This is a genomic window from Cupriavidus sp. 94F1 (genome assembly GCF_057798875.1).
The window spans coordinates 325,095-351,005 of sequence record NZ_JBYOJT010000001.1 but is presented as its reverse complement, the minus strand read 5'-3'; the positions used below and the strand labels follow the sequence as shown (position 1 = coordinate 351,005).

The 25,911-nt window shown below is 68.2% G+C and carries 22 protein-coding genes; 11 read left to right on the top strand and 11 right to left on the bottom strand.

The window, feature by feature from the left end; all coding sequences use genetic code 11:
* Positions 1-13 precede the first annotated feature (13 nt).
* The 3 genes from AC3FJ6_RS01540 to bcsB are packed head-to-tail and all read right to left on the bottom strand — an operon-like array spanning position 14 to position 7,240.
* The gene (locus AC3FJ6_RS01540) at positions 14-3,808 is read right to left on the bottom strand and encodes a cellulose synthase subunit BcsC-related outer membrane protein (RefSeq protein ID WP_488770439.1); all 3,795 of its coding nucleotides are present in this window, start codon (positions 3,806-3,808) and stop codon (positions 14-16) included.
* Positions 3,790-4,968, bottom strand: a complete 1,179-nt coding sequence (gene bcsZ, locus AC3FJ6_RS01535) for a cellulose synthase complex periplasmic endoglucanase BcsZ (RefSeq protein WP_488770438.1) — start codon at positions 4,966-4,968, stop codon at positions 3,790-3,792. Before bcsZ ends, AC3FJ6_RS01540 begins: the two co-directional genes overlap by 19 nt.
* 1 nt (position 4,969) lies before the next feature.
* A complete protein-coding gene (bcsB, locus tag AC3FJ6_RS01530; protein WP_488770437.1) occupies positions 4,970-7,240 on the bottom strand; it encodes a cellulose biosynthesis cyclic di-GMP-binding regulatory protein BcsB in 2,271 nt (756 codons plus the stop codon).
* A 327-nt stretch (positions 7,241-7,567) separates the two neighbouring features.
* Between bcsB and AC3FJ6_RS01525 the strand changes: the two genes are divergently transcribed.
* Positions 7,568-8,416: a D-amino acid aminotransferase gene (locus AC3FJ6_RS01525; RefSeq protein ID WP_488770436.1), complete on the top strand. Its 849-nt coding sequence runs from the start codon at positions 7,568-7,570 to the stop codon at positions 8,414-8,416.
* 70 nt (positions 8,417-8,486) lie between these two features.
* Positions 8,487-8,762 carry a hypothetical protein gene (locus AC3FJ6_RS01520; RefSeq protein WP_488770435.1) on the top strand — a complete coding sequence of 92 codons (276 nt, stop codon included), beginning with the start codon at positions 8,487-8,489 and terminating at the stop codon, positions 8,760-8,762.
* A gap of 18 nt (positions 8,763-8,780) precedes the next feature.
* Here AC3FJ6_RS01520 and AC3FJ6_RS01515 read toward each other — a convergent pair whose 3' ends face one another.
* From AC3FJ6_RS01515 to yfiR, 4 genes are all read right to left on the bottom strand, one after another.
* Positions 8,781-11,327 (bottom strand): EAL domain-containing protein, encoded by a 2,547-nt coding sequence (locus tag AC3FJ6_RS01515; protein ID WP_488770434.1) that lies wholly within the window; start codon positions 11,325-11,327, stop codon positions 8,781-8,783.
* A 270-nt stretch (positions 11,328-11,597) separates the two neighbouring features.
* Positions 11,598-12,119 carry an outer membrane lipoprotein YfiB gene (gene yfiB / locus AC3FJ6_RS01510; protein ID WP_488770433.1) on the bottom strand — a complete coding sequence of 174 codons (522 nt, stop codon included), beginning with the start codon at positions 12,117-12,119 and terminating at the stop codon, positions 11,598-11,600.
* A 15-nt stretch (positions 12,120-12,134) separates the two neighbouring features.
* Positions 12,135-13,454: a diguanylate cyclase DgcN/YfiN gene (gene dgcN / locus AC3FJ6_RS01505; RefSeq protein ID WP_488770432.1), complete on the bottom strand. Its 1,320-nt coding sequence runs from the start codon at positions 13,452-13,454 to the stop codon at positions 12,135-12,137.
* The gene (yfiR, locus tag AC3FJ6_RS01500) at positions 13,451-13,909 is read right to left on the bottom strand and encodes a regulatory sequestration protein YfiR (protein WP_488770431.1); all 459 of its coding nucleotides are present in this window, start codon (positions 13,907-13,909) and stop codon (positions 13,451-13,453) included. The genes dgcN and yfiR overlap by 4 nt, the downstream gene beginning before the upstream one ends.
* Positions 13,910-14,338: 429 nt before the next feature.
* Here yfiR and AC3FJ6_RS01495 point away from each other — a divergent pair, with 429 nt between their 5' ends.
* The 3 genes from AC3FJ6_RS01495 to AC3FJ6_RS01485 all read left to right on the top strand — a co-directional run bounded on the left by AC3FJ6_RS01495 (position 14,339) and on the right by AC3FJ6_RS01485 (position 15,479).
* On the top strand, positions 14,339-14,542 hold the full coding sequence (locus AC3FJ6_RS01495; protein WP_092594216.1) for a hypothetical protein: 204 nt from the start codon (positions 14,339-14,341) through the stop codon (positions 14,540-14,542).
* A 165-nt stretch (positions 14,543-14,707) separates the two neighbouring features.
* Complete coding sequence (locus AC3FJ6_RS01490; RefSeq protein WP_488770430.1) at positions 14,708-15,151, top strand: YXWGXW repeat-containing protein; 444 nt, start codon at positions 14,708-14,710, stop codon at positions 15,149-15,151.
* A 103-nt stretch (positions 15,152-15,254) separates the two neighbouring features.
* Positions 15,255-15,479, top strand: coding sequence for a hypothetical protein (locus AC3FJ6_RS01485; RefSeq protein WP_400392817.1), 225 nt, complete (start codon positions 15,255-15,257; stop codon positions 15,477-15,479).
* 57 nt (positions 15,480-15,536) lie between these two features.
* Here AC3FJ6_RS01485 and AC3FJ6_RS01480 read toward each other — a convergent pair whose 3' ends face one another.
* From AC3FJ6_RS01480 to glpK, 3 genes are all read right to left on the bottom strand, one after another.
* Positions 15,537-15,920 (bottom strand): hypothetical protein, encoded by a 384-nt coding sequence (locus AC3FJ6_RS01480; RefSeq protein WP_488770773.1) that lies wholly within the window; start codon positions 15,918-15,920, stop codon positions 15,537-15,539.
* 109 nt (positions 15,921-16,029) lie between these two features.
* Positions 16,030-17,634, bottom strand: a complete 1,605-nt coding sequence (locus AC3FJ6_RS01475; RefSeq protein ID WP_153945377.1) for a glycerol-3-phosphate dehydrogenase/oxidase — start codon at positions 17,632-17,634, stop codon at positions 16,030-16,032.
* Between the two features lie 20 nt (positions 17,635-17,654).
* Positions 17,655-19,202 (bottom strand): glycerol kinase GlpK, encoded by a 1,548-nt coding sequence (gene glpK, locus AC3FJ6_RS01470; protein ID WP_488770429.1) that lies wholly within the window; start codon positions 19,200-19,202, stop codon positions 17,655-17,657.
* A 33-nt stretch (positions 19,203-19,235) separates the two neighbouring features.
* On the opposite strand from glpK, the gene AC3FJ6_RS01465 reads away from it, so the two are divergent.
* Together AC3FJ6_RS01465 and purU are read left to right on the top strand one after the other, a co-directional pair.
* A complete protein-coding gene (locus tag AC3FJ6_RS01465; RefSeq protein ID WP_488770428.1) occupies positions 19,236-20,057 on the top strand; it encodes an NUDIX hydrolase in 822 nt (273 codons plus the stop codon).
* Positions 20,058-20,104: 47 nt separating this feature from the next.
* The gene (purU, locus tag AC3FJ6_RS01460; protein ID WP_153945374.1) at positions 20,105-20,971 is read left to right on the top strand and encodes a formyltetrahydrofolate deformylase; all 867 of its coding nucleotides are present in this window, start codon (positions 20,105-20,107) and stop codon (positions 20,969-20,971) included.
* A gap of 84 nt (positions 20,972-21,055) precedes the next feature.
* Here purU and AC3FJ6_RS01455 read toward each other — a convergent pair whose 3' ends face one another.
* On the bottom strand, positions 21,056-21,826 hold the full coding sequence (locus AC3FJ6_RS01455; RefSeq protein WP_194946428.1) for a DeoR/GlpR family DNA-binding transcription regulator: 771 nt from the start codon (positions 21,824-21,826) through the stop codon (positions 21,056-21,058).
* A gap of 159 nt (positions 21,827-21,985) precedes the next feature.
* Between AC3FJ6_RS01455 and AC3FJ6_RS01450 the strand changes: the two genes are divergently transcribed.
* From AC3FJ6_RS01450 to AC3FJ6_RS01435, 4 genes are read left to right on the top strand one after another with little or no spacing between them, the layout of a single operon-like run.
* Entirely contained in the window at positions 21,986-23,104 is a 1,119-nt protein-coding gene (locus AC3FJ6_RS01450; RefSeq protein ID WP_488770427.1) for an ABC transporter ATP-binding protein, read from the top strand.
* Position 23,105: 1 nt separating this feature from the next.
* Positions 23,106-24,206, top strand: coding sequence for an ABC transporter ATP-binding protein (locus tag AC3FJ6_RS01445; protein WP_488770426.1), 1,101 nt, complete (start codon positions 23,106-23,108; stop codon positions 24,204-24,206).
* Complete coding sequence (locus AC3FJ6_RS01440) at positions 24,203-25,087, top strand: carbohydrate ABC transporter permease (protein WP_488770425.1); 885 nt, start codon at positions 24,203-24,205, stop codon at positions 25,085-25,087. The genes AC3FJ6_RS01445 and AC3FJ6_RS01440 overlap by 4 nt, the downstream gene beginning before the upstream one ends.
* A complete protein-coding gene (locus AC3FJ6_RS01435; RefSeq protein ID WP_153945369.1) occupies positions 25,080-25,910 on the top strand; it encodes a carbohydrate ABC transporter permease in 831 nt (276 codons plus the stop codon). The genes AC3FJ6_RS01440 and AC3FJ6_RS01435 overlap by 8 nt, the downstream gene beginning before the upstream one ends.
* Position 25,911: the final 1 nt, after the last annotated feature.

Sequence of the window (25,911 nt, the reverse complement as noted above, 5' to 3'; positions counted from 1 at the left end):
CTCATGGTGCCGCTCAGTAGGCCGAATATGGCCGCACCGGCGTTGGCGGGAATGGTACCGGCAGCTGTCGCTTGTCGAACAGGTAGCGCAGCCAGGCCATGGCGCGATTCGGTGCATAGTCGCGCGAGCGGTCGATCGAGAAGCCGGCGCCCACCACCCAGTGCGGCGCCACCGTGTATTCGATCGTCGCGCCCAGCGTGTAGCTGAACCCGCCGCCCGATCCCCCGCCATAGGTGGCATTGCCGCTCAGCGCCTGCAGGTCGGGCCGCGTCGGGAAGAACGGGGCCGCATCCTCATAGGTCCATGACCAGCCGGCGGACCCCAGCAGGCGCCACGACCACCTGGCGTAGCGGCCGGTCCAGTCCAGCGGCACGCCGACCGACACATAACGCTGGGGGCTGTAGTAGCCACCGTGGCCAAACGTGTAGAACCGCTGGTTCTCCGAGTAGTGCCACCAGTTGAAGACCAGCCCGCTGGTCACGCGCTGGTCCCGCTTCGCGTAGACGGGCACATCGAAGCCTGTCCGCAGCGTCACTTCACGGTTGGTCTTGACGTTGTCACCAGTGTAGAGGCCGGCACCGACGTCGGCAAACAGCCCGAGGCGGCCCACGTCGCGCGCGTAGCGCAGGTGGACGCCATTGCGCACGATGCCGCCCCAATGCTCGCCGGTGACCGGATCGCGCGCGCCGGCGTACGAGATCAGCGAACTGGTCTGCGCGCGGCGCGAGACATCGACGCTCACCGACTGCACGCCCAGGTCGGCCCGGTACCGGAAGCCGCCGACCACCGTGCTTTCGAGGAAGCCGAGCGGCGTGGTGCCGATATCGGCGCGCCAGCTGTTGTAGGCGCCGTCGTATTCGTAGCCGGCCGCCAGCGCCACGCCCTTGTCGGTCTGTCCGATATTGCCCAGCCCGGCATTGCCGAGCGCGGGAATCTTGCCGAACGCCAGGCTGCTGGCCGGCGCGCCGCCGCGCAGCGTGCCGGCATCGAGCAGCACGGTGTCCGCATGAAAGAACGCGTGGCCCGCGTACCCGTGCGGAACGCGCACGTAGAGCGGAATCTCGGTGGCATGCAGCCGCGAGATGCCGTCGTCGCCCGATTTGTTCGATTGCATGACGGCCGTCGCCACTTCGCCCTGGCGACGCGCCTCCAGCCCGGCCAGCGCGCGCTGGGCCGGCGTGCCTTCGGGGCCGGGCAGCACACTTTCGCGTTGCTCCAGCGGCAGCGCGGCGCGATAGATGCCAGCGGCCGCGTCGAAGTGGCCGCGCGACTGAGCGATGCGGCCGCGCTGCACGGTGATGTCCGCGCGGCCCGGGTAGCGTGCGTCCAGATCGTCCACCACCTGCGCGGCTTCGTCCTCATGGCGCATCGCGGTGAAGCGGCGCGCGATCGACAGCCGCGTGTCGATGTCGTCTTCCGGGGTTTCGGCCAGCACCGTACGCACGATGTCGAGCGACTGGGCCGTCTGGCCCATGCCTTCGTACTGCCGGGCCAGCGTAAGCTGGGCGCCGGCGTCGTGCGGCTGCGTGGCCAGCACCTGGCGTGCGGCGTCGGCCGCGCCCTTGTAATCGCCACCGGCCTGGCGCAGGTCCGCCAGTTCCAGCAGCCAGCGGCGGTCGGCCTGCTGTTCGGCCGGCACCGCGTACAGCACCTGCTGCGCGCGCCGCAGGTCGCCGGCTTCGATCTGGCGATCGGTCTCGCGCAGCGCCAGCCGCAACGACTGGTCCGCAAAGTCGGCGCGCTGTTCGGCCGTGATGCCGGGCAGGGCGGTCGATTCGGCGATCCATTGGCGCAGGGCGTCGTCCCGGTCGGCAGCCGCCAGCAGTTCGCCATAGCGCAGGCGGATATCGAGATTGGGCGCATCCGGATGGGCAGCCAGCCAGTCGCTGACCAGGCGCAGGCCCTTGTCGGCATCGCCCAGCGCAATCCATTCGCGGCCGATCGAAGCCAGCATATGCGGATCGTCCCGGGCTTCCACGGCCGCCTGGTCGAGCAGCCGGCGCGCCTCGTCGTCGCGCCCCTCGGCCACACGCTGGCGCGCATCGCGCAGCATCTGCTGGGCGGCCAGGTTGTGGGCCAGGTTGCGCATGCCTTCCGAGCGGCTGGCCTCGGGCACGGCGGCCAGCGTCGCGGCCGCCGCGTCGATGTCATCGACACTGTTCAGATAGAGCGCGCTGGCATAGCGCATCTCGTTGCCGGGGGCGGCGCGCATGCCGTCGTCCATGACGCTGCGGCCCAGCGCGGGCAGGCCCAGGTCGCGATAGACGCGCGCCAGCGTAAAGCGCATCCATGGGTCGTCGGGCCGCAGGCGGATGGCCGCCTCCAGGTCGCGGATGGCGGGACTGCGCTGCTGCCGGGCCAGCGCCTGATCCGCGCGCACCGACAGCAGGTCTGCCCGCATGGCGCGCAGTTCGGCTTCCGAGCCCTTCATGCGCGATGCCTGGCTGGCGATCAGCGGCGCCACTTCGGCATCGCGGCCTTCCTTCTGCAGGATGCCCACCAACGTGCGCAGCGCGCCGACGTCCGGTTTGGGCCGCGCCAGCATCTGGCGCAGCAACGTTTCCGCCTCGCGGTTCTTGCTCTGCGCGACCAGGGCTTCGGCGAGGATGTTCTGCGCGTCCTCGTTGTCCGGCTGCTGGGCCAGTGCCTGGCGGGCCAGTTGCTCGGCCTCGGCGGGCTTGCCTTGCCGGTTCGCCTCGCGCGCCTTGGCCACCGTGCCCCAGAACGTGGCCGTGGCGATCAGGCTGCGCCATTTGTTGGCGGGATCGATCTGGTTGGCGCGCGTGAACAGTTCGCGGGCCTCGTCGTGGCGGCCCTCGCGCAGGCGCACCAGTCCCAGGCCGCCCACCACTTCGGCATCGTTGCGGCGCTTCTGGTAGGCCTGCTGCAGCGCGATGTCGGCCTCCTTGAGCTGGCCACGCTCCAGTTGCGCCAGCCCGCGCTGCCTGGCCCGGTAGGCCGGGTCGGCCTCGAGCTGCTTCTGCGCCGCCACCTTCTTGCCCAGCGCGGCCAGCGTGTCCTGCGCGGCCTTGTCGTCGGGCGCCTCCTTCAGGTATCGCTCGAACCAGACGTAGTAGGCAGGGTCCTCGTTGACGCGGTACAGCGTACGCCGCCAGATATCGAGCGCCGTGGCACGGTCGCCTTCGGGGCGTTGCGTCACCTCGTACAGCAGCGCGATCCCTTCCTGGCGCGTGGCCTCGCGATCGGTCAGCAGGTCGCCCAGCGCAAGCTTCAGCTGCATGTCGTTCGGGTTGGCGCGCGAGCGTTGGCGCAGTTCGGCGATGGCCCGCGTGCGTCCGGCCGGCGTGCCGGCCAGAATGCGATAGTAGTCGCGCGCCAGGCTGCCGGACGGGGCGCCGCGCGGGAACAGCTTCTGCAGCCGCTGCACCGCCTCGTCGTCCTGGCCACTGCGCGACAGCAGCCGGACATTGGCCATTTCGCGCTTGTCGCGCGTGGCAATGCGGTAGGCGTCTTCAAGCTCCTGCGTCTGCGGGCTGTCAGGCGCCACGGTGCGCAGCTTCCTGAGCAGTTTCTCGGCCTCCGCCGGCCGGTTCGAGCGGATCTCGATCAGGCCCAGCAGCTTCAAGGCCTCGGGCTGGTTCGGGTCGATCAGCAGGGCCTTGTCCAGGATGCCGCGCGCCATGTCGGCCCGGTTCCTGGATTCCCACATCCGCGCCGATGCCAGCAGTTGCGCCATCTGGGGCGAAGGCGCGGCGCGCGTGGCGGGGACGGGGTCTGCGGCAAGGGCAGGCATGGCGGAACTGGCCAGCAACAGCGCCAGCGTGGAGGCTAGCGCGTTGCGGGGCATGTGGCTTTCCATGCCGGCACCAGCGTGCCGTCCGCTTCGAAGCGGAAATGTCCGTCGAGATGGCCCAGGCCGAACAGCGCCAGCACCTGGCTGTAGTAGCCGAACGAGGGCTGCGCGGCCAGCGTGCGGGCGCGCGCGGCCTGGGCGCGGGCGGCATCGCCCATCCCCAGCGCGGCCAGGTACGGCGCCACGGCGGCGGAGAAGCCCGCGTTGCCGGCATTGGGGCCGAAGGTGCCGGCCTGCGTGTCGACGTGTTCGGGCGGATGGCCGTGGGCCGCCACGTAGTCGGCCATCGGGCGGAATGCGTGCAGGACCGACGTCCGCGACGGATCGCGCGCAGCGGTCATGCCGGCCCACAGATAGACGCGGATCGCGTTGTACGAGCCGTCTGCCCGGGTCTCGGCATCGGGCTGGAAGCCATGGCCCTTGCGGTAGAGAACCCAGTCCGGCGAGAAGCCCTTCGGCGCCGTATCGACGATCAGCCGCGCCGAGGTGTCGGCCATCGTTTTCCAGGCGCCGTCCTCGGCGCCCAGCACGGCCGCCAGCCGGCGCATCACGGGCAGCGGCACATAGCTCGGATTCAGTCGCCAGATATCGGGCGCGGGATGAAAGCCGGTCGGGCCGGGCAGCAGCGTGCGGCCCAGGCCCGGCAGGACGGCCGTTTCCTCGCGCAGCACGCGCCGCGCTACCAGTGTGCCCAGCGCCGTATAGCGCCGTTCGTTCCAGAGCCGGCCGGCTTCCAGTAGCGCGTAGGCGATCCACAGGTCGGCATCCGACGCGGGATTCGGGTCGATCACGCCCCATGTGCCGGCCTGTTCGCCCTGGGTGCGCTTGCCCCAGATCCATGCTGGCAGGCGGGCCGTCAGGTCGCCCTGGGCGAGGTTGTTCTCGGTCCAGGCCAGCAGCTTGTCGAAGGTGGCGCGGTCGTTGGCCACCAGCGCGAAGAACAGCCCGTAGGATTGCCCTTCGGACACCGTGGCCTGCTGGCTGGTGCTGGCATCGATCACGCGGCCATCCTGGCTGATGGTGTCGCGCCGAAAGGCGTCCCAGTCGGTCCACTGGCACTGGGCCGCCACGGCGGACAGGGCCGCGCCGCCCATCGCCAAGGCGATGGCGCAGCGTAGGGAGGCGCGCCGCAGCCAGGCCCGTGCCCGCCGCATGTCAGCCCCCGTTGCGGCGTGCCGCCAGCCGGCTCAGCGCCCAGAACAGGGTCAGCGCCACCAGCAGCCCGGCCAGGATGCCGGCAATCGCCAGCAGGGCGGGGTGCGCCGACATCTGCATCCACAGGCGCGCGTACCAGGGCAGGTTGCCGACGTAGTAGGTATCGCCCAGGCGCAGGCCTTCCAGGTCGCGCTGGCGGATCACGGTCAGGTCGCCGCGGATCTGCGCCACCTTGCCGGGGTCTTCCAGCACGTCGAGCACATCGCGCACGCGGTCGTCGGTGGAGGCGGTCAGCGCCACCACGCTGCGGCGTTCCGCATAGGGCGACTCAAAGCCGATCAGCGCGGCCAGCGGCCCGTCGGCGGTCAGGATCGCGCGCCCGGCCGGCGAGATGTTCTCGTTGTCCACGCCGCTCAGCCAGTTCGACCAGGCGTGCGCGCGCTGGTCGCGCAAGGCAATCTCGGTCTTGCCGCGCTCGATCAGCAGCGGCAGCGACTTGCCCCACTGCTGCAGCACCTGCGCGGCGCTGCCGGTGCCGATGATGACCAGATCACGATCCTTGACCGAATCGATGGCCTTGGCCGGCGTCACGGTCACGCGCAGCGCCGGCAGGCCGGTCCACTTGCCCATGTGGCCCAGCACGGTCAGCAGGGCCTCCTGGTCGATGGCGCCCGGCGCGTCGGGGATGACCACGGCGGTATCGGCCAGGTCGGCCATGCGCGTGAACGGGTAGCCGCTGTTGGCGAAGAACGCCAGGTTCGGCAGCTGGGCGTAGTGCAGGAATCCGCTGAAGTCGATCGACGAGTCGGGGTCCACCGCGGCGCGCGCCACGTTGGCGGCGCTGGACGAGCACAGCCCGGTCTTCTGGGAGTCGATGTGGAAGCGGAACTGCATCTGGTTGTTGCTGCCCACGCGGAACGCGGGGATCAGGATCTCGTTGCTGACGCTGGCGCTGCCGCCCGACAGCAGCGGCACGCTGACGAGGTTCTCGTCGGTCTGCACGGTGAGCGGCTTGAGCCGGTACGACCGCACGAGCTGGTCGTTCACGTCGATGCTGAGCACCGAGTCGTTGTAGGTGGAAGGCGCCGTGTAGCGGTACTTCATGTTCATCGGCACCGCCCGGTCGTTCCAGCCGAACAGGTCGGCGGGCACCTTCAGGTTCACGCGGATCGCATCGGGGCTGGCGCCCGCCACCTGCAGCTGCTGCGGGTCGGTCACCAGTTCCTTGAACATGACCGGACGATCCACGGGCGCCCAGGCCGGCGCGTCATAGGGCCGGCGCGGCTTGCCCAGGTCCACGGTCTTCACCAGGGCACTGGCGCCGGCCATGCCGGCCTTGCCCAGCACCACCGCATTGGCCGCCACTTCCAGTTCCTGCGGCGTGCGGCCGGCCAGCACCAGCAGTTTGCGGGCCGGGTTGGCGGGGTTGGGCAGCACGCTGACGGTGGGGCCTTCGATCTTGTCGATACGGACGCCGTCAGGCTGGGCGTTGGGCAGTACCAGGGCGATGGCGTGGGCATCGGCCGGGGCGGCGCGCGCCACCGGGAAGCGCAACTCGCGATAGCTCGCCAGCGCGCCGAGCCACGATGCCACCACCCCCGCGGCGCGCAGCGTCACCGGATCGGCATTGGCCGGCAGCACGAACGGCACGGTGACGCGACGGTTGTCGCGGCGGTCGAAGAAGGGCGCCGGCAGCAGCGCCAGGTTGTCGGGCAGCGTGACGGTGGACTTGGTCAGCGTCAGCGTGCTGGTGGGGCTGATGTCGGTCCACAGGCTGGAGTGGTACGGATCTTCGCAATGATCGAGCGTGTAGTGCGCGATCATCTGCACGTTGATGCGGTTGAAGTCAGTGAAAAAGCGCGGATCGAGATCGATTTCGCGCGAAATCTGCTGGCCTGCATGCTGCGGGTCGAGCGGCAGCGTGGCCACCACTTCGTCATTGAGCCGGATCTTCAAGTGCGACAGCGGATAGACCAGCGACGGCGAATACGTGAAGACCAGCTTCAGTTTGGCCGCCGTCACCACCTCGTCGAGCCGGACGCCGACGTTGAGGGTGCGGTCGGGATCAACCCCGCGCAGCGGAATCGTGTAGTTGGCGCCCATCTGGGCAAAGGTCAGGGTCTGGGCCTTTCCGGGAGGCGCCGCCGCCACATCCGGCGTCGCCGAAGCCACCGGTGCCGGGGTAGCCGAAGCGGCCGATGCTGCGGCCTGGGCGGCAGCTTCCTGGGGAAGCACGGCCGGAAGGAAGGCGGCCAGGAAGGCCATTGGCATCACGGCCCTTCGCATGCAGCCACGAAGCCGGCCAGACACGATTTCCGTCATATCGGGGCGCCCTGTATGAATGTCGCGCAGCAATGACTGCGTTCTGGGAATACTGCGTGGCGAATATAGCACGCCACTTTCGGCGGGCAGCAAGCGTTTGCGGGAAGCCGCAGGTGAATTAAGAAAGATTCACTTCATACGGCTGACCGCATCTAAAAACTTTTAAGGGCCTGACGTGGGAAGGCTGGACCGTACGGCATGCCGAAATTGCATAAAGGCAGCGTCGGGCATGTGGAAAAATGCCGTTCATCCTCCTTTCCTGCCAAGAGAACCACCATGTCCGAAGCCGTCGTCCTGCTCAACGGGGATCTTCTCCAGCTGTCCGAAGCCCGCATTCCCGTACTCGACCGTGGCTTCATCTTCGGCGATGGCATCTATGAAGTGATTCCGATGTACAACGGCAAGCCGTTCCGGGGCGCGCAGCACCTGGCGCGCCTGGCGCGCAGCCTGGCCGCGATCGGCATTCCGAACCCCCATACCGAATCGGAATGGCTGGCACAGATCGACCGCGTGGTGCAGGCCAATGGCATGTCCGACCAGATGATCTACATGCAGGTCACGCGCGGCGTGGCCCGGCGGGCGCATGCCTTCCCGAAGGAAGTCACCCCGACCGTGCTGATCATGACCAACCCGATGGCGCTGCCCCCGGCGGCAGCGGTGGCGCAGGGCGTGGCGTGCGTGACGATGGAAGACCGCCGCTGGCTCAACTGCCAGATCAAGTCCACGTCGCTGCTGGGCAACGTGCTGGCCGCCCAGGTGGCCGCCGAGGCAGGTGTGACCGAGGCGATCCAGTTCCGCGACGGCATGCTGACCGAGGCATCGGCGTCCAACGTCTGGGTCGTGAAGCAGGGCCGCGTGGCCGCGCCGCCCAAGGACAACCTGATCCTGGAAGGCATCCGCTACGGCCTGATGGAGGAGTTATGCGCCGCGATGGACATCTCGTTCGAAGCCCGCCGTATCACGCGAGACGAGGTGTTCGGCGCCGATGAAGTGATGATCTCGTCGGCCAGTAAGGAACTGCTGCCGGTGGTGACGATCGACGGCACCACCATCGGCACCGGCAAGCCGGGCCCGGTTTTCGAGCGGCTGTACGCCGCGTACCAGGCTGCCAAGGCGGCGCTGTAATCACATCGCGCCACGCCGGGGGTGCGTGCTAGCATGGCCGCTGCGGGAGACCACCGATAGGAGGCTGCTCATGGCCAAGCGCGCACGCAGCCGGCGTGTCATCAAGGAAGAGGTGAGCCGGCGGATCCAGAACATCGACGAGATCGCGGACGACGGTGCAAGGGTCCGGGTGCCGGACCCGGAGCCGCACGCGCGAGACACCCGCGGGCGCAACTGGGACATGGCGCGCTTTGGCAATGCGCGGGGCTACGAGGCGTCGATCCGCGCGGTGGTCGATGAAGTGCGCGACGAATTCGATCTCGTCGACGATCCGGCCAGCACCGTGCCCAATCCGTTCGGCGACTGAACCGTCCCGGCGGGCCCGTCAGGACGCCAGCCCCGTGGCCACCGGCAAGGGCTGCCAGCCCTCGATGGCCTTGGCCGGCAACGGCTGGGCGAACAGGAATCCCTGCCCGACGTGGCACCCCTGGTCCTGCAGGAACTGGCGCTGATACGCGCTGGTTACCCCTTCTGCCACCACATTGAGCTGCCGCGACCGGCCGATGCGGATCACGGCCTCCACCAGTGTGCGCGTGGCCTCGCTGGTTTCCAGATCCAGCAGGAAGCTGCGATCGAGCTTGATTTCCTCCACCGGCAGGCGCGTGAGCTGGCTCAGGCTCGAAAACCCCGTTCCGAAATCGTCGATCGACAGCCGCACACCCAGCCCGCGCAGCGCGGCGATGGTGGCTTCCGCCTCGGGCGTCTGTTCCAGAAAGACACCTTCCGTGATTTCGATGGTCAGGGCGCCGGGCGGCAGGCCGTTTGTCCCCAGCGCCTGGGCCACCACATCGGCCAGGCCGGGGTCGCGAATGCAGATCGGCGACAGGTTGACCGAAACCGCCGGCACGGCTGCCCCGGCGTCGTGCCACAGTGCCAGCTGGGCGCAGGCTTCGCGCACGGCCCAGTAGCCAAGCGCCACGATCAGTCCTGATTCCTCGGCCAGCGGCACGAAGACCGACGGCGACACATCGCCGCGGCGCGGGTGCGGCCAGCGGGCCAGCGCCTCCACGGCCCAGAGGTGGCCGGTGCCCAGGTGAATCTGCGGCTGGTAGTGCATGCGCAGCCGGCCATCGGCGATGGCTTCGCGCAGTTCGCCTTCCAGCGTGCGTCGGTCGCCCAGGCGCTGGGCCAGTGCCGCGTCGTAGAGGCAGACCTGGTTGCCGGGGTCCCGCAGGCGCTGGCGCTTGGCCTGGTACACGGCCAGGTCGGCATGATGCAGTAGCGTTTCGCGGTCGCGGGCCTGCTCGGTCAGCAGGCTGATGCCGATGCTGGCCGATGGCGACAGGCTGAGCCCATGGCCGATGCCGACCGGGGCGCCCAGCGCCTGCAGCAGGTGCCGGGCGGCAGCCAGCGCGGCATCGCGCGCGTGGCCTGGCAGCAGCACCGCGAATTCGTCGCCGGACAGGCGGCCCACCATCGCATCGGCATGGTGATCGTGTGCCACATGCTGCAGCCGCGTGGCCACCTCGATTAGAAAGCGGTCTCCCGCCACATGGCCCTGGACGTCGTTGACGCGCTTGAAGTCGTTGAGATCGATGAACAGCAGCGCCAGCGGCGTGCCGTCGGCGTTGGCGCGCGCCACGGCGTCGTCGGTGCGCGCCAGCAGCAACTGGCGGTTGGGCAGGCCGGTCAGGGCATCGTAGTAGGCCAGCCGGTGGATGCGTTCCTGCGCCAGGTCGCGCGATAGCGCCAGCGCACACAGGTCGGCGGCCACCGCCGCCAGGTTCTCGTGGAAGGCATCTGGCAGGCGCGGCGCCGTAAAGCACAGGCCGAACGTGCCCAGCACCCGGCCGTCGGCGGCCCGTACCGGTGTGGACCAGCTTGCGGCCAGGCCGGCGGCCTGCGCCACGCCGCGCAGCGTTTCCCAGCGCGGATCACGTGAGATGTCGTCGACGGCCACGGGCTTGCCCAGGAAGGCCGCCGCGCCGCACGAGCCCGCTTGCAGGCCGATCGGCATGTTATCGAAGGCGGCCATGGCATCGGCGTCGGCGGACGGCATGGCCACGGGCTTCAGGCGTCCGTCGGACACCCGCATCACGGCGGCGATGGCCCCCGGCGCCATGCGCTCCACCCGGCGGCACAGGTCGGCCATGATGTCGGTGGTGGGCAGGTCGCGCGCCAAGGCCTCCAGCGTGCGGTGCTGGATCGACTCGCGCACCTTGGTGGCGGTGATGTCCGTGAGCACGCTGACCGTGTTTGTCATCGCAGCGGACGGCGGCGGGGCCATGATTGGACTCACGGCCACCGACAGCCAGCGCGGCTGGCCGGCCTTGTCGGCCACCAGCGACTCATGCTGGAGCGGCTTGCCCTGCGTCAGCGGGGCCAGCAGGGTGTCGATCACGTCGGCGCGCGCGTTGAGCGGCTTCAGCAGTTCATGCCAGGGCCGGCCCACCGCCTGGTGCCGGGCGTAACCCAGCAGCCGCGCAAAGCCACCATTGACGTGGCAGATGATGCCGCGCCCGTCGGTGATCATGACCGGGTTTTCGGCGTGATCGAGGCACAGCGACAACATGCGCAGGCCGGCCGGGCTCAGCGTTTCGCCCCGTTCGTCCTGGTGATCGCACAGAAAGGCGGCGAACTGCACGTCCAAGCCGGCATCGCCGTCGAGCGGCGCGAAGATCGTCGTATGGATCCATACATGACGCACCGTGCCGTCGGGCCGGGAGATGGCGATCTGGCGCGCGGAGTCGGGCTTGCCAGTGTCCGGCACACTCAGCGTGCCGAGCGCCAGGGTGCTGGCGCATCGTCCGAGCACGGCCGATCGCTGGAGACCCCACAATGCCTCGGCCGCGGCATTGAACAGGGTGACCTGGTTGCGCGCGTTGACGGCGACCACGGCATCGATCGCCTGTTCCAGCGCCTGGGTACGCATGCTGTCTATTTCTCGTTATCTTGGGGAATTCATGGCGCGCTACCGGCAAGCTCCCTCGATTGCCGTCCATCCGCGCGCACCCCGGGAGTGTAAGGCCGATCCCTACTGCCGAAGGGCAGGGTTTGCCCGGCTTTTTGTAGAAATTGCAGCCTGGCCGATCCTCAGGGGCGTGGCCGTCCGCCGCCCACGGGAGCCGGCGCCGACAGCGCGGCGGGGGAGGCCAGAATTAGAGGCTTTCCTCGGAAAATCTGCGCTGAAAGGCCGGCTGCATCAGTCCACCGACACGATGATGGCGACCCGCCGGTTCTCGGCGCGTCCGGCGACCGTGCGGTTGTCGGCGATCGGATGCCCCTTGCCCATGCCACGGATTTCCAGGCGGTCACGCGGAAAGCCACAGCCCGCCAGTACGCGGGCCACGGCCTCGGCACGCCGGCGGGACAGCAGCAGGTTGTATTCGACGGTGCCGGCGTCGTCGGTATGCCCGTCGATGCGCAGCGATTCGATACCGGCGTCGTGCAGCATGTGGCCCATGCGCTGCAGCGCGGCCTGGCGCTCGGGCGCGATCACGTCATCGTCGAAGCGGAACAGCACCTTGTGGGGCAGCCCCAGTTCCCAGCCACTGTCGGTCAGCGTGAATCCCTGGTTTTTCAGGACGGCCACTTGCGCGGGGGTGAGCTTGCCCGGCGGGGGCACGGTGGTGCAGCCCGGAAGTGCCAGGTACGCCGCCACCGCCAGCGCCGCCGCTGCGGCGTGGCGCAGGTGCAGGCGGCGGGCGGCGTGGAAGTCCGGCATACCGGGTCGGGTCGGCTAGACGTGGGATTCCGGTGGGGCGGCCTCGGCACTGCGCCAGGTGGCGCCAGACTGGCGCTTGGCGCCGTACATCGCGGCGTCGGCCGCGTGCAGCAGGGCCGTGCCGTTGCGGGCGTGGAGCGGATACACGGCCACGCCGATGCTCAGCGGCGCGACGATCGAGCCGCCGTCGGGCAGCCCCATCGGGCTGGTCATGGCGTCCAGGATGCCTTCGGCGATATGGACGGCATCGTCGGGCTGGCGCAGCCCGGCAATCAGCACCGCGAATTCGTCGCCGCCCAGGCGAGCCACGCAGTCGGTGTCGCGCAGGCAGGCGCGGATGCGCTGGGCGATGCCGACCAGCACCGCGTCGCCGGCGGCGTGGCCATGGCGGTCGTTGATGCCCTTGAAGTCGTCACTGTCCAGATAGAGCACGGCGGCGTACTGGTTGCGGGCCGCCGCGGCGCGGACGGCCAGGTCAAGCGCCTCGGTAAACGCGGCGCGGTTGAGCAATCCTGTCAGGCTGTCATGGGTCGCGCGGTGCGCCAGCGAACGGTTCTCGTGCTGCAGCTGCTTCTGCCAGGCCTCCAGTTCGTCGAGCAGCACATTGAAGTCCTCGGACAGCGCGTTCAGTTCCTCGATGCGGGCAGGCGGCATGCGCTGGCCAAACGCGCGTTCGGAACGCACGGCGTGGGCCACGCGCATCAGGTTACGTAGCGGATCGACGATATTGGCCAGCATCCGGCTGGACATATAGTGCGCGCCCACGGCCGTCAGCAGCAGGCAGGCCACCAGCCCGAGCACCCCCTGCAGCAGGAAATGCAGCAGGGCGATGGGGTCGCCGGTCACGCGCACGCTGCCGACCTGCTGCGATTCGTGAATGACGGGCTGGTTCACCGGGCCCGATGTCAGCAGGTCGCCCGCCATCGCGCGCAGCGCCGGCAAGCGGTCCTGGCCGGGGCGCTGCCACGTCGCCAGCGGCTGGTCGTCGCGATCGAAGACGGCGACGGCGGCCAGGTCTTCGGCGGCGGCGATGGCCGACAGTGTGTCGGCGGCCGCCGCTTCGTCGCGGAACACCACCGGCGCCTCGACCGTGTAGGCAATCGATCGCGCCACCAGCCTCAGGTTGTGATCGGCATAGGCGCGCAGCGCGGTCAGTCCCAGGAACGTCAGCGAAATGCCGACCGTGAGCACGGCGATCAGCGCCACGCCCATGTGGATGCGGCGCAGCGCGCCATAGAGCGTCGGCCGCGCGTGGGCGCCCTGGGCGGGGCGGGCGCGCTGGGCCGGCAGGCCAGGCGGAGGTCGAACGGAGGCGCGGCGCCCGGGCAGGTTCATGATGCCGGTGCCTTGCGGCGCCCCAGTTGCAGGACGCCCGGGTGCACATGGATGCCGCTGCGCGCGATGGCGTCGAGATTGATGCGGAACGACACCTGATGCTCGCGGATGCTCAGGCAGAACATGCTGCCGCCCTCACACTCGAAATCCTCTTCGGTCATGACCAGCACGGGTTTGCCGACGAAATAGGCGGTCAGCGCCCGGCGACGGGCATCGTTCATGGCCCCCAGGTACAGCGCGTCGCACTGGGATGCCAGCGATTCCGGCAGCCCGTCTATCCGGCGGGTCTCGACGAGCCGGCCGGTGGACAGCGTGCCGCCTTCCATCAGCTTGCCCGCAAAGCGTGCCGAACCGTCGATGCACAGCCGCACGGTTTCGCGCTCGCCCGGCCAGCGCGCGTAGCTGAGCAGGCTCATGACCACGCGGGCGACGGCATCGGGGCGCGAAACGGGCATGGCCGGCGCGGACGGACCGGACGGACTGGACGGTGCCATGGCCGGCACGGCGGCGGATGCGGGGGCCGGCGGCGCTGACGCCCGGGCGGGTATCGGCCGATATGCAACCATCAGCAACGCCAGCATCGCCAGGAACGCCGGCGGGGCCAGGCGGACACGGCGGCGCACGGCGCGCGAACAGGGAGATGGGCGTAACGCGGAGCGCGGCAATTGGGCTGCGGGCGAAAGTACGGTCGGACCGGTGGAACTGGCGGGTGAGAGACTCCATGTAGGTTTCGGCGGGATCTGCAAAAACTGTAGCCACAAACGCCTGCGTCCGCATCCGGGCCAGATGCCCTAGGCCGGCCGGCGGAATGGATGTGCTAGAGTTTTTGGCAACGCGCGCGCCTGCCAGCGTCTTGTCCTGTCGTGTTCCAACGGAGATACATCATGACGAGTGAATCCAGACCGCAGTTGAAGGCTTTTGTGCAGACCGCGCCCCAGGCCGGGCGCTACGTATGGGTCATCGCGCTGGTGGACTTCGGCGCGCAGCAGATCCGACGCACCATGGTGTCGGACGACACCTTTACCACGGCCGACGCCGCCCGCGTGGCCGGCGAGGCCGAACTGAAAGCCATGGCCGCCGACCACTGAAGTCCGGCGGCCGCACCCCTCGCTGCCGATACCCTCGCGCCCCGATCGCCGGGGCGTAACGCCCAGACACGCTTTCTTACATCACACCGGGTTTGCGGTGGGTAAACTGCCGTTCGTTCGTTTACATTTGTCTATGGCATTTTTCCTAAAAGAAGAGGGATCACCTTGAATCGCCATGCTTTCCTGCGCGCCGCCGCCGGCGCCGCGCTGCTCTGGTCGGCTGCGGCCTTCGCGCCCGCTGCGCTGGCCCAGGTCAATATCAATATCGGTATCGGCACCCCGCCGCCGGCGCCGATCTACGAAGCCGTGCCGGCACCCCGGGCGGGCTATGTCTGGGCGCCCGGCTACTGGGACTGGGACGACCACTATCGCAAGCACGCATGGAAGCAGGGCCACTGGGTGGCCGCCCGCCCGGGCTATATCTATGAGCAGCCGCGTTGGGTGCGAGCCAGCAACGGCTGGGTGATGCAGCCCGAGCGCTGGAATCGCGGGCCCGACTATGATCGCTATCACGGCCACGATCGCGATGACTACGACGGTGACCGTCCCCGTGGCGGCCCGCGCGGCTACCACTGCCCGCCCGGCCACGCCAAGAAGGGCGAGTGCTAGCCTGACTACCGCGCCCGATACCGGCAATCTCACGATGCGGTGCCGGGCGGCGGTAAGGCCATGCTAGGATTTCCGGGCTCAGCCGATCTTCCGGAGACTCGACATGGCCAAGCAGGTCTTTACGCGATCGCAGTATCTAGACATTCTCAATGACAGTCTGCGCCGGCATCCTGGCTTCCAGCCCGGCATGGCCTTTGTGTTCCTGCCGCCGGGCGCCCCTGCCAGCCAGGCATCGGGCGTGGGCTGCACGGGGCCCTTGGAGGCGTTGCCCGTGTATTGCGAGATCGAGCGCGTGGCGTCCGGCCTGATCGAGGTAAAAGACAGCTAGGCCGCCAGGGCGGCCCGGCAAGAAAAAAGCACCCGCGGGTGCTTTTTCGTATTGGCTTCAGCCTTCGTCTTCCTCGTCGTCGAGGAATTCGCGCCGCAGCATCCAGTTCTTGATGGCTTCGTCGCAGACCTTCTTGAGCCGGCTCTTCTCGGGCAGCTTGTCGAACATCTGGAAGTTGACCAGCGCCATGCCGGCATCGGTGATGTAGAACAGGCGGTCCGGCTCGTCGTAATGGACAAGCCGTCCGTCGATACCCGACTCATCGCTGTCGGCGGGCATGTCCTCCAGCTCCACGACGCGGCACGAGAAGCGCGGATTGTGGGTGTGGGTCAGGTATTCGAATTCGTCGTGACTGACTTCACCGCCCTTGCTGGCGGTGATGGCGAAGCCCCAGATGAACCGGGGCATCGGCAGATCGGACAGATCATCGATCTCGTCCATGTCATCCATGTCGTCCATGGTGTTCTCCCTGATGCAATAGCCGGCATTATCGCCGAAGTCTCGCACCAAGGCAGCCCATTTGCTGCCTGCCGGGGACATTGCCGGCGATTCAGCCGAGCATGTAGCCCCGGGCCAGCGCGCCGAAGTCCTCCAGCTCCCTGGCCTGCCAGGCGGCATCGTGACCCAGTTCCTCGGCCAGGATCTGCGCCACGCGCGGCGCGCCGGCCAGCGCGGCCCCCGCATCCAGGAACAGCGCGCGATTGCGCCGGCCCAGCACGTCTTCGACCCTGCGGGCCAGTTCGTGGCGCGCCGCGAAGCGGACGTGGGCCTCGGTCAGGCCCGAGGCGGCCACGACCATGGTGTCCGCGCCCGGCAGCGCCCGCACCAGCGGCAGGTCCGCGCCATAGTAGCGGTCGGGCGAGCCCGAGTTGGCGGGCGGCAGGTCGGACGGCATGCCCACCGCGCCATGCAGCGGCAGATCGGCGGTGCGGCAGGGGGCGGCGCGCAGCATCTGGCGCTGGATCGCGGTCTCGATCACGTCCTCGGCCATCTTGCGATAGGTGGTCCACTTGCCGCCGGTGACCGTGATCAGGCCGGCCCGGGACACCACGATCGTATGTTCGCGCGACAGCGACGCCGTGGACGATTCTCCCGTGGCCTTGACCAGCGGCCGCAGCCCGGCCCAGACGCTGGTGACATCTTCCCGCGACGGATCGCGCGCCAGATAGCGGGCGGCGGTTTCCAGGATGAAGTCGATGTCGTCGCCCGTGGCGCGCGGCTCCAGCGGCAGGTCCTTGCGTGGGGTGTCGGTGGTGCCGACGATCACGTGCCCGTTCCAGGGCACCAGGAACAGCACCCGGCCATCGTCGGTCTTGGGGATCAGGATGGCGCGGTCGCCGGGCAGGAAGCTGCGCGGAATGGTCAGGTGCACGCCCTGGCTGGGCGCCACCATCGTACGGGCCTGGTCGTCTTCCATCTGCCGGACCGCATCGACCCACACGCCGGTGGCGTTGATCACGCAGTCGGCACACAGGTGGAAGGTGCCGGCGCCAAGCGCATCCTCGGCGGTGACGCCGGTGATCACGCCGTTGCGCTGCGTCAGGCCCGATACGCGCATGTAGTTCACGGCCGTGCCGCCCACGTCGAACAGCGTGCGCATCAGCGCCATGGCCAGGCGCGCATCGTCGAACTGGCCATCGAAATACAGGTTGCCGCCGCGCAGCGGACGGCCGCCCACGTGTTCGGCCAGGGTGGGCGCGGCTTCCAGTGTTTCGCGGTGGCTCAGCCAGCGGCTGCCCGACAGGTTCAGCCCGCCGGCCAGCATGTCGTAGACCTTCAGGCCGATGCCGTAGAACGGCTGGTCGAACATCTGGTAGGCCGGCACGACGAATCCGAGCGGCCACACCACATGCGGTGCGTTGCGGGCCAGCAGGCCGCGTTCGTGCAGCGCCTCGCGCACCAGGCTGATATTGCCCTGGGCCAGATAGCGCACGCCGCCGTGCACGAGCTTGGTGGCCTTGCTCGACGTGCCCTTGGCAAAGTCGGCCGCTTCGAGCAGCAGCGTGCGGTAGCCGCGCGCGGCGGCGTCGAGCGCGGTGCCCAGGCCCGTGGCGCCCCCGCCGATGACGATGACGTCCCAGCGGGCCGTGCGCGACAGCGTATCGAGCAGTTCGGGGCGGGTGGGCGGCTGGACCGCAGGTACGGAAATTGGCATGGCTTGTTCGGCAGTCGGATTCAGTGTGCGGCGGCAGTGTCGTCACGGGCCCAGTCGCGGGCCCAGTCGCGGGCCCGGTCCACGGCGCGGTGCCAGCGGGCGATGCGGTGGGCGCGCTCGTCGGCCGACAGCTTCGGCTCGAAACGCTGTTCCACCTGCCACTGGCCGGTGATTTCCTCGGGATCGGTCCAGTAGCCGGTGGCCAGTCCGGCCAGGTAGGCGGCGCCCAGCGCGGTGGTCTCGGTCACGCGGGGGCGCACGACCGGCGTGCCAAGCAGGTCGGCCTGCATCTGCATCAGCAGGTCGCTGCGCGATGCGCCGCCGTCGACCCGCAGTTCGGCCAGCGAGATGCCGGCGTCCTTCTGCATGGCGTCGAGCACGTCCACGCTCTGCAGGGCAATCGACTCCAGCGCGGCGCGCGCGATATGCGGGCCGCCGGTGCCGCGCGTGATGCCCACCATCGTGCCCCGCGCGAAGGGGTCCCAATGCGGCGCGCCCAGGCCGGCGAACGCCGGTACCAGCACCACGCCGCCGGTGTCTTCGCACTGGCGCGCCAGCGGGTCCACCTCGGGGGCGCTGTGGATCAGCCTGAGCCCGTCGCGCAGCCACTGGATCGTGGCGCCGCCCATGAATACGCCGCCTTCCAGGCAGTACTGGGTGTCCTGGCCGATCTGCCAGCCGATGGTGGTGATCAGGCGGTTGCGCGACGTCACGGGCTTGTCGCCGGTATTCATCAGGATGAAGCAGCCCGTGCCGTAGGTGTTCTTGGCCATGCCGGGGCGCAGGCAGGCCTGGCCGAACGTGGCCGCCTGCTGGTCGCCGGCGATCCCGGCGATGGGCACCTCCACGCCGAACAGGCGCGTCGCGGTGCGCGCCACCTCGCCGCTGGATGGCGCCACGTCGGGCAGCAGGCTGCGCGGGATATCGAGGATGCCCAGCAGTTCGTCGTCCCAGCGGAAATCGTGGATGTTGAACAGCAGCGTGCGCGACGCGTTGGACACATCGGTCACATGCCGCTGGCCGTCGGTCAGTTGCCAGATCAGCCAGCTGTCCACCGTGCCGAACGCCAGTTCGCCCCGCTCGGCACGTTCGCGCGCGCCGTCGTAGTTGTCCAGCATCCAGCGCAGCTTGGTGCCCGAGAAGTAGGCGTCGATGATCAGGCCGGTCTTCTGCTGGAAGGTATCGCCATGGCCGGCCGCCTGCAGGTCCTCGCACATCGGCGCGGTGCGGCGGTCCTGCCAGACCAGCGCGCGGCCTACGGGCTCGCCGGTCTTGCGGTCCCACAGCACCGTGGTCTCGCGCTGGTTGGTAATGCCGATGGCGCGCAGCTGCGAGCCGCTGACATTGGCGTCGCCCAGCACCTCGTGGGCCACGGCCAGTTGCGACTGCCAGATTTCGTAGGGGTCGTGCTCGACGTGCCCGGGATGCGGATAATATTGCCGGAATTCGCGCTGGGCGATCCGCACCACATTGCCGGCGTGATCGAACAGGATGGCGCGCGAGCTGCTGGTGCCCTGGTCCAGGGCCAGAACGTACTGCGGCGCTTGCGTGGAATGCGTGGGTGTCATGCGGTCCATCCGTAACGGTGAATGTGTTTGCCCATGTCCGATATCGTTAGCGTTGTCATTGCCGGCATTGCCGCGCGCAGCCCCTTCGATTCCGCCGCGCACCTGCGGCTGCTGGTGGATGGCGTGCAGGTGGGCTGGCTGCCCCGGCGCCATGCCGGCATCCTTCGCGCGATGGGCGATGTGCTGGGACCGGAGCAGGGGGAGGGCGCCGTGACGCTGCTGCCCGGCTGCACCACGGTGGCGGCGCGCACCGCGGCGGTGGCCACGCTGGCCCGGCAACTGGCCGATGCGGGCCACGTGCGCGGCTGGCGCGACGAGCTGTTTGCCGTCACGCCGGCGCTCGACGCGGCGCCGTTCGCGGTGATCGAGCGGGCTGCGGCCCGTTTCCTCGGGCTGCTGACCTTTGCGTCGCACATGAATGGCATCGTGGACGGGCAGCGGGCGCTGTGGATCTCGCGTCGCAGCCCGTCCAAGGCGGTCGATCCCGGCATGTGGGACAACCTCGTGGCCGGCGGCATGCCGGCGGGCAGTGATCCGCTGGAGACGCTGGTGCGCGAATGCGACGAGGAATCGGGCATTCCGCCCGCGCTGGCCGCCCAGGCCGAGCCCCACGGCGTGATCGATGTGCTGCGCGAAATCCCCGAAGGCGTGCAGTGGGAACGCGTGTATGGATATGACCTGGTGCTGCCGCCGGACTTCGTGCCGCATAACCGCGATGGCGAAGTGGCCGAGCATCGCCATATCGACCCGGAGGCATTGCTTGCTATCATGGCGGCCCGTGCCATGACCGTCGATGCCACGCTGGTGACGCTGGATGCCCTCCGCAGACGCGGCTGGGCTGCCGTCCAGCCCTGAACACCACGCATCGCGGCCCAGGCTTGCCTAACCCCGATTTGCCCAAGATGAGCACCACCGGATTTATTCTGACGCTTTCCTGCCCGGACCAGCCGGGCATCGTGCATGCCGTTTCCGGCCTGCTGTTCCAGCACGGCTGCAATATTGTCGATTCTGACCAGTACGGCGATGCGTTCACCGGCCGGTTCTTCATGCGCGTGCATTTCAACACGTCCGCCGGCGGCCCGGATCTGGCCGCGCTGCGGTCCGCCTTCGCGCCCGTGGGCGACCAGTTCGGCATGCAGTGGGAAGTGTTCGACGCCACCGTGAAGCCGCGCGTGATGATCATGGTGTCGAAGATCGGCCACTGCCTGAACGACCTGCTGTTCCGGGCCAAGGTCGGCGGCCTGCCGGTCGAGATTGCCGCGATCGTGTCGAACCATCGCGACTTCTATCAGCTGGCCGCGTCGTACGACGTGCCGTTCTTCCACCTGCCGCTGATGAACGCGTCGGCCGAGCAGAAGGCCGCGCAGGAAGCGCGCGTCTTTGAAGTGGTGCGCGACCAGAACATCGACCTCGTGGTGCTGGCGCGCTACATGCAGGTGCTGTCGGACGACCTGTGCCGCAAGCTGCAAGGCCGCGCCATCAACATCCACCACTCGTTCCTGCCCAGCTTCAAGGGCGCCAAGCCTTACTACCAGGCGCACGATCGCGGCGTGAAGCTGATCGGCGCGACCGCGCACTACGTGACGGCCGACCTGGACGAAGGCCCGATCATCGAGCAGGAAATCGAGCGCGTGGATCACAGCATGGACCCCGAGCAGCTGACCGCCGTCGGCCGCGACGTCGAATGCGTGGCGCTGGCCCGTGCGGTCAAGTGGCACGCCGAGCATCGTATTTTGCTGAACGGCCACAAGACGGTCGTCTTCAAGTAAAGAACTCGGAAAACCGCGATGGTTTTCTGCCCTCTCCCGCCTGCGGGAGAGGGGTGCAACGGGCGCAACGGGCGCAATGCCCGGTCATTCCTGATCCGCGACCACACATTTCACTCCGCTTTCCGCCAGCATCGTGTCGAACGGCGCTCGTAGCGGCTCGTCCGTAAACAGCCGGTCGATACTGGTCAGGGGCGCCAGCTCCACCATGGCGCGGCGGTTGAACTTGCTGGCATCCGCGGCCAGCCATATCTCGCGCGAATGTTCCATGATCGTGCGCGCCACCTTCACTTCCCGAAAATCGTAGTCGCGCAGCGTGCCGTCGGTCTCGATGCCCGAGATGCCGATCAGGCCGATATCCACCTTGAACTGGCGGATGAATTCCACCGTGGCCTCGCCGATGATGCCGCGGTCGCGCGAGCGCAGCACCCCGCCTGCCACGATGACCTCGCAGTCGGGGTTGTCGGCCAGGATATGGGCCACGTGCAGGTTGTTGGTGATGACGCGCAGACCGCGGTGATGGATCAGCGCGCGTGCCACTTCTTCCACCGTCGTGCCGATGTTCAGGATCAGCGAACAACCCTCGGGCACCGCCGCGGCCACGGCGCGCGCGATGCGCACCTTGCCCTCGGCGTTGAGCGCCTGCCGCTGCCGGTAGGCAATGTTCTCGGTGGTCGATCCCTCCATCCGCACCCCGCCATGAAAGCGGGCCAGCATGCCGTTTTCGGCCAGCAGGTTCACGTCGCGCCGCACGGTCTGCAAGGTCACGCCGAACTTGCGCGCGAGTTCGTCGATGGAGGCAAAGCCCTGGCTGCGGACTTCCTCGAGAAGAGCGGTCTGGCGGGGATTAAGCGTCATGCCCGGCATTCTAGTTCAAACAGAAACGAAAACAAATGACGCACCGCAGTATTGTTTTATGTTCGTTTTTGAGCTAAAACGAGCGGGTTGACTTGAAAAGTGCGCCTTGGCCGCGGTTTTCGGAGTGGCTGAGCAAGCACAGGAACATTTGGAGACTGGATGCAGCTGAGCCTGGAAGGCATTGCGCAGCAAGTGGGATCGCAAGCCTATCTTTACCCGATGACGCTGGCCCCCGTGCCGGGCGCCGTCACCATCCTGCTGGGGACCACCCAGGCTGGCAAGACGTCGCTGATGCGGGTCATGGCCGGGCTCGACAAGCCCACGGCCGGCCGTGTGCGCGTGGACGGCGTGGACGTGACCGGCGTGCCGGTGCGCGAACGCAACGTGTCGATGGTGTACCAGCAGTTCATCAACTACCCGTCGCTGACCGTCTTCGACAACATTGCGTCGCCGCTGCGGCTGCGCCGCGACAGCCGCGAGGCGATCGACGCCCGCGTGCGCAGCCTGGCCGGCCGCCTGCATATCGAACATCTGCTGGACCGCTACCCGTCGGAACTGTCCGGCGGCCAGCAGCAGCGCGTGGCCCTGGCGCGTGCCCTGGCCAAGAATGCGCCGCTGATGCTGCTGGACGAGCCGCTGGTCAACCTGGACTACAAGCTGCGCGAGGAACTGCGCGAAGAGCTGACCCACCTGTTCGCGCAAGGCGACGCCACCGTGATCTACGCCACCACGGAGCCCGCCGAGGCGCTGCTGCTGGGCGGTCACACCGCCGTGCTCGATGCCGGCGAACTGTTGCAATACGGCCCGACTCCCGAAGTCTTCCACTATCCTGCCTCGCTGCGGGTGGCGCGCGCGTTCAGCGACCCGCCGATGAACCTCGTGGAAGGCGTGCTGGAGGGCGGCCGCGTGACGCTGCCGGGCGGGATCGTGATCCCGCTGCCCGATGTGAATGCCCCGGGCGGCCCGGTGACGGTGGGCGTACGCGCCGCCGCGCTGCGCCTGAAGGCGGTGCCGGGGGCGGTGGAAGTGCCGGGCAAGGTAGCCCTGGCCGAGCTGTCGGGCTCCGATACCTTCGTGCACATCGACACGGCCGCCGGCAACCTGGTGGCGCAGTTTGCCGGCGTGCTGGACCTGCAGCTCGGGGCGCCGCTGTCGCTCCATGTCGAACCGGCCCAGCTCTATCTATTCAACGCCGCCGGCGACCGCATCCACGCGCCGCGCCGCCCGGGCGCCCTGGCCGATGTGGTCAGTACGCCCGTCACCGAGTCGGGGGCCTGACATGGCGCGCATCGATCTCGAACTCGCCCACTCGTACGTGGCTGACCCGCAAAAGGACGAAGACTACGCGCTGCTGCCGCTGAACTTCACGTTCGAGGACGGCGGCGCCTATGCGCTGCTGGGTCCGTCCGGCTGTGGCAAGACCACGCTGCTGAACTGCATCTCGGGGCTGCTGCGTCCGTCGCAGGGCACCATCCGCTTCGACGGCAACGATGTGACCGACGCGTCGCCGCAGGCCCGGAACATCGCGCAGGTGTTCCAGTTCCCGGTGATCTACGACACGATGACGGTCGGCGAGAACCTCGCCTTCCCGCTGCGCAACCGGGGCGTGCCCGCCGCGCAGGTCAGGGAGCGGGTCGGCAAAGTGGCCGAAATGCTAGACCTGTCGGCCTCGCTCGACCGCCGCGCCAGCGGGCTGGCCGCCGATGCCAAGCAGAAGATCTCGCTGGGGCGCGGGCTGGTGCGTCAGGACGTGTCGGCCATCTTGTTCGACGAGCCGCTGACCGTGATCGATCCGCATCTGAAATGGCAGCTGCGGCGCAAGCTCAAGGAAATCCACCATGAATTCCGGCTGACGCTGATCTACGTGACGCACGACCAGACCGAGGCGCTGACCTTTGCCGACCAGGTGGTGGTGATGTCGCGCGGCAAGGCCGTGCAGGTAGGATCGGCCGACGCGCTGTTCGAGCGGCCCGCGCACACCTTCGTGGGGCACTTCATCGGCTCGCCGGGCATGAACTTCCTGCCGGGGCACTGGCGCGACGGTGCGGTGGAAGTTGCAGGGCGCCGCTACCTGCCCGAGTTGCCGCCGCAGACGCTGTCGGCACTGCAGGCCGCCGGCAGCTTCAAGATCGGCGTGCGGCCCGAATACCTGCAGCTGGCACCGGCGGGCGATCCGCAGGCCATGCCGGTGCGGGTGGCGCGTGCGCAGGACATCGGCACCTACTGGCTGATGACCTCGACGGTCGATCATGGCGAAGCTGCCACGATCCGGGCCCGCCTGGGCACCGAGGCCGCCGCGCTGCGGCCCGGCGATACCGCGTGGCTGTCGGTGTTCAACCGCCACACCTGCTTCTACATCGACGAGGAACTGGTCCCATGAAGCCCGTCAACCAGAAAGCCTGGCTGCTGGTTTTGCCCGTGGTGATCTGCGTGGCATTCTCGGCCATCCTGCCGCTGATGACCATCGTCAATTATTCGGTGCAGGACATCATCTCGCCCGAACGCCGCGTGTTCGTGGGCACCGAATGGTTCGCCACGGTGCTGCGCGACGCCGAGCTGCACGATGCGCTGCTGCGCCAGCTTGGCTTTTCGCTGGCGGTGCTGTGCGTGGAGATCCCGCTCGGCATCCTGCTGGCGCTGGCCATGCCGGCCAGGGGCTGGCAGGCGTCGGCCGTGCTGGTCATCATCGCGCTGTCGCTGCTGATTCCGTGGAACGTGGTGGGCACGATCTGGCAGATCTTCGGCCGGACCGACATCGGCCTGCTGGGGGCGGCGCTCGAAGGCATGGGATTCGACTATAACTACACCGGCAGTGCGCTGGATGCCTGGGTGACCGTGCTGGTGATGGACGTCTGGCACTGGACGCCGCTGGTGGCGCTGCTGTGCTACGCGGGCCTGCGCGCGATTCCCGATGCCTACTACCAGGCTGCGCAGATCGATGGGGCGTCGCGTTTCGCGGTGTTCCGCTTCATCCAGCTGCCCAAGCTGCGCGGCGTGCTGATGATCGCCGTCCTGCTGCGCTTCATGGACAGCTTCATGATCTACACCGAACCGTTCGTGCTGACCGGCGGCGGCCCCGGCAACGCCACCACCTTCCTGTCGCAGTACCTGACGCAGAAGGCCGTGGGGCAGTTCGACCTGGGCCCGGCCGCCGCGTTTTCGATCGTCTACTTCCTGATCATCCTGCTGACCTGTTTCGTGCTCTATAACTGGATGCAGCGCGCCGGCACGGCCGGCACCGAGGAGCTCCCCAATGGCTGATCGCAAGCTTCCCGGCCAGCGTCCGGGCTGGTGGCGTCCGGTCTTCCTGACGCTGTACCTGCTGTTCGCCATCGTCCCGATCTACTGGATGGTGAACATGTCGTTCAAGACCAACGAGGAGATCGTGTCGTCGCTGTCGCTGTGGCCGGCAGCGGTCACGCTGGAACACTATGTGACGATCTTCACCGATGCCTCGTGGTATTCCGGCTATATCAATTCGCTGATCTACGTGCTGCTGAACACGGTGATCTCGATCTCCGTGGCGCTGCCGGCCGCCTATGCGTTCTCGCGCTACCAGTTCATCGGCGACAAGCACGTGTTTTTCTGGCTGCTGACCAACCGCATGACCCCGCCGGCGGTGTTCCTGCTGCCATTTTTTCAGCTTTATACGACGATCGGGCTGATGGACACTCACCTCGGCGTGGCGCTGGCCCACCTGGTGTTCAACGTGCCGCTGGCGGTGTGGATCCTGGAAGGCTTCATGTCCGGCGTGCCGCGCGAGATCGACGAGACCGCCTATGTGGATGGCTATTCGTTCCCGCGCTTCTTCCTGACGATCTTCCTGCCGCTGATCAAGGCCGGCGTGGGCGTGGCCGCGTTCTTCTGCTTCATGTTCAGCTGGGTGGAACTGCTGCTGGCGCGCACGCTGACATCGGTCAATGCCAAGCCGATCGTGGCGACGATGACGCGTACGGTATCGGCGTCGGGCATGGATTGGGGCGTGCTGGCCGCGGCCGGCGTGCTGACCATCGTGCCGGGCGCCATCGTGATCTGGTTCGTCCGGCACTACATCGCGAAGGGGTTCGCGATGGGCCGCGTGTAAG